Source organism: Pseudomonas sp. XP2 (genome assembly GCF_053557975.1).
In genome coordinates this window covers 1-3287 of record NZ_JBNRIK010000059.1, presented here as the reverse complement: position 1 = coordinate 3287, position 3287 = coordinate 1, and the positions used below count along the sequence as shown (strand labels likewise).

At 60.0% G+C, this 3287-nt stretch carries 3 protein-coding genes and 1 tRNA gene; 2 read left to right on the top strand and 2 right to left on the bottom strand.

Annotated elements, in window-relative coordinates; all coding sequences use genetic code 11:
- Positions 1–298 precede the first annotated feature (298 nt).
- The gene (locus tag ACK1VC_RS28785) at positions 299–1711 is read left to right on the top strand and encodes an amino acid permease (RefSeq protein ID WP_095116798.1); all 1413 of its coding nucleotides are present in this window, start codon (positions 299–301) and stop codon (positions 1709–1711) included.
- Here the strand turns inward: ACK1VC_RS28785 and ACK1VC_RS28780 are convergent.
- Together ACK1VC_RS28780 and phnN are read right to left on the bottom strand one after the other, a co-directional pair.
- Positions 1690–1766: transfer RNA gene (locus ACK1VC_RS28780), tRNA-Arg, on the bottom strand. The two genes, ACK1VC_RS28785 and ACK1VC_RS28780, sit on opposite strands and share 22 nt — an antisense overlap.
- Before the next feature lie 111 nt (positions 1767–1877).
- Complete coding sequence (gene phnN / locus ACK1VC_RS28775; RefSeq protein ID WP_016488483.1) at positions 1878–2471, bottom strand: phosphonate metabolism protein/1,5-bisphosphokinase (PRPP-forming) PhnN; 594 nt, start codon at positions 2469–2471, stop codon at positions 1878–1880.
- Positions 2472–2815: 344 nt separating this feature from the next.
- On the opposite strand from phnN, the gene ACK1VC_RS28770 reads away from it, so the two are divergent.
- Positions 2816–3142 carry an Arc family DNA-binding protein gene (locus tag ACK1VC_RS28770; RefSeq protein ID WP_003254499.1) on the top strand — a complete coding sequence of 109 codons (327 nt, stop codon included), beginning with the start codon at positions 2816–2818 and terminating at the stop codon, positions 3140–3142.
- The last annotated feature ends 145 nt before the right edge of the window (positions 3143–3287 follow it).

Sequence of the window (3287 nt, the reverse complement as noted above, 5' to 3'; positions counted from 1 at the left end):
CGTTCTCTGTGGGAGCGGGCTTGGCCCGCGAAGCAGGCGACGCGGTGCCTGGCACCGGCTTTGCCGGTGTTCGCGGGCACGCCCGCTCCCACAGGGATGGCGGTGCAGCAGCGCCTGAGGCAACACGCCTCAGGAAAAATCGGCAGGATGTTGTGCAGAGAATTCGTTTGAGGTCCTTGGCCTTATTGTCCATGGTGGCAGGCTGGTAGCTATTTGCCACGCGTGGACGCAGGCGCATGACGATGCCTGCGTTGGGGGACGTTGTCGGATCCCCCCAACAATAAGAGAGGACAAGGAAATGCAATCCAACGGTTTGAAGCAAAGCCTCAAGCAGCGGCACATCACCATGATCGCACTGGGCGGGGTGATCGGTGCAGGGCTGTTCATGGGCTCGGGCGCACTGATCGCATCGGCAGGGCCTGCGGCCATCCTGTCGTATTTCATTGGTGGCCTGGTGGTCACTCTGGTGATGTTCATGCTGGGCGAAATGGCCTGTCGCAACCCGGATGCGGGGTCGTTCTCGACCTATGCCAACACCTGGCTCGGCGACTGGGCAGGGTTTTCAGTCGGCTGGCTGTACTGGTTCAAGTCGATGATGACCATCACCCTCGAAGCGGTACTGCTGGGCGCCATCCTGCATGACTTTCTACCCTGGCTGCCGATCTGGGCAGGCGCCTTCCTGATGTTGGTGACACTGATGGCCAGCAACGCCTACTCGGTGCGTTCGTTTGCCGAAGTGGAGTATTGGCTGGCGGCCATGAAGGTCGCCACCATCCTCATCTTCATGCTGCTGGGCATCTCGATCCTGCTGGGCCTGCACAACGACATTCCTTCGCCTGGCCTGGTCAACCTCACCGCCCACGACGGGTTCATGCCCAATGGCCTGTCGCCCGTCATGGCGGGTGTCATCGTGGTGATATTCTCCCTGGGCGGCAGCGAAATTGCCGCGGTGGCCGCAGGTGAATCAGAGAACCCGCGGCAGAACGTGATTCGCGCGATCAAGAGCGTGATCCTGCGAGTGATGTTGTTCTACGTTGGCTCCGTGTCGATCCTGATCCTGTGCCTGCCATGGACCGACAAGGCCAACCTGGCCTCGCCCTATGTTTCGCTCTTCACCCTGGCCGGGTTCGGCGGTGCTGCGGTGGCCATGAAACTGGTGCTGTTCGTCTCGTTCATGTCGGTGATGAACTCGTTCATGTTCTCCAACTCGCGCATGCTGTTCTCGCTTAGCCAGCGCGGGCACGCGCCCAAGCTGTTCTCGCGCACCAGCGCCAAGGGCGTGCCGATCAATGCACTGCTGCTGAGCCTGTCGATCTGCACGATGATCCTGACCGTGCACTTTATCAGCGCCGGTGACCTGTTCATGACCCTGGCCAAGAGTACCGGCAGCCTGGTGATGGTCGTATGGATCTTCATCATCATCGCCCACGTGGCCATGCGCTGGAGAACCCGTCACGAAGCGGTCGACCCCAAGGCCTTTCGCGCCTGGTTGTTCCCGTACGCCAACATCGTTGCGCTGTTCGCCCTGTTGGCAGTGATCGGCACCCAGGCGTTCGACCCGGCGTCGCGTTTCCAGTTCTGGTTCACGGTGCTGACGCTACTGCTGGTTGTGGCGGGGTACTTCCTGATGCGCCAGCAAACGGCGGCCGCTGCAAAGGAGGCGGAGGTCAAGACAGGAGAGACAAGAAATGGCGTCCCAGGCAGGAATTGAACCTGCAACCTTCCCCTTAGGAGGGGGATGCTCTATCCAATTGAGCTACTGAGACGCTACGACCGGCAGCGAGCGCTGCACAGCGGGACGGCCAGCATGTTAACCAGCATGCGGGCATTTGTCATGCACCTACCGGGCTTTTTCGCGTAATCCTTTTCTGGCACTGCTACACCTGCGGCAGCACACCTTCATCGCGAAGCACCCCGAACAGGGCTGATACCGCAGCCTCCAGGGTTGTAGAGTTGTCCAGCAGGTGCACCGACGGATCAGGCAGTGCCTGCAAGCGGGCGCTGCGAGCCAGGCGCTGCTCGACTTCCTCGGCGGTTTCGCGGCCACGGGCCACCAGGCGCTGGCGCAACACCTGCGGCCTGACCTGCACAAGCACCGCCAACAGGCCCGGATAACGCTGACGCGCTTCGGCCAGGTAAGCGCGCGAGCCGTTCACCAGCACTGCCCGGCCCTCCGCCAGCCAGTCGTCCACCTGCCGGGGAATCCCGTAGTCCAGGCCGTTGGCGTGCCAGTGCATGGCAAAAGCACCCTGCACGCGCAGGGTCTCGAACTGTTCAGGCGTGACACCATGGGCGGCTTCGCCCTTGGCTTCGGCCGAACGGGTAATGACACGCCGGGCAATTTCTACCCCGGCAGCCGCCAGCCGCTCACGTGCAGCGTCGATCAGGGAATCTTTCCCCGAACCCGACGGTCCTACCAGAAATATCAACCGGCCTGTCCCTGATCGACGGTCGCTTGCGTCATGTTGCATAGCCACTATGCTCTATGAAGGGAAACCGCCGCATTCTAGGTGTTTTCCTGGCCTTTTGCTGCGTTTTACCTGTTTTTGACGGCAAAAGTCTGACGGTTGGGCAAGCCGGAGCATGTAAAACTTTTCAAACCAGTGCTCATTTCTGATAATTGGTACTGGCATAAAGCCTTTATCCGGCTCACTATTTGTCACAGAATTGACGCCAAGGAAACGGCGACCATAAGGCAAGATGAGCATCCATTTTTACTGACGGTTGAACATTTTGTCGTCGCCACGGTCGTATTTCCACCCCGTGCGGCCAATTTGAGAACCGCTTCCCCTGAACCAAAATCTGGTCAATTTATATGCGCCCAATGAAACAGGCTATTTATTCAAGCCGCACCGCTGACAAATTTGTCGTCCGCCTGCCAGACGGGATGCGTGAGCGCATTGCCGAGGTAGCGCGCAACCATCACCGCAGCATGAACTCTGAAATTATCGCGCGCCTGGAACAGAGCCTTATCCAGGAAGGTGCGTTGGGTGACGAGCTGAGCATGCGCCTGGACAGCCCTGAGCTGTCCCTGCATGAGCGCGAGTTGCTGCAGCGCTTCCGCCAACTGTCCCACCGACAGCAGAACGCCCTGGTTGCCCTCATCGCTCACGATGTGGAAATGGCCGCCGACGCTTCCTGAGGCGTGCAGCGAACATGAAAAAGCCAGCGTAAGCTGGCTTTTTTGTGGGCGCCTGACTAGCCGCGCTGCAGCCCCTGTGGGAGCGGCCTTGTGTCGCGAAAGGGCTGCAAAGCAGCCCCGGGGCATCAGCAGCAATGCACAGATT

Coding starts and splice junctions, on each gene's coding strand:
- ACK1VC_RS28770 (WP_003254499.1), top strand. CDS start 2,816: ATGCGCCCAATGAAACAGGCTATTTATTCAAGCCGCACCGCTGACAAA.
- ACK1VC_RS28785 (WP_095116798.1), top strand. CDS start 299: ATGCAATCCAACGGTTTGAAGCAAAGCCTCAAGCAGCGGCACATCACC.
- phnN (WP_016488483.1), bottom strand. CDS start 2,471: ATGCAACATGACGCAAGCGACCGTCGATCAGGGACAGGCCGGTTGATA.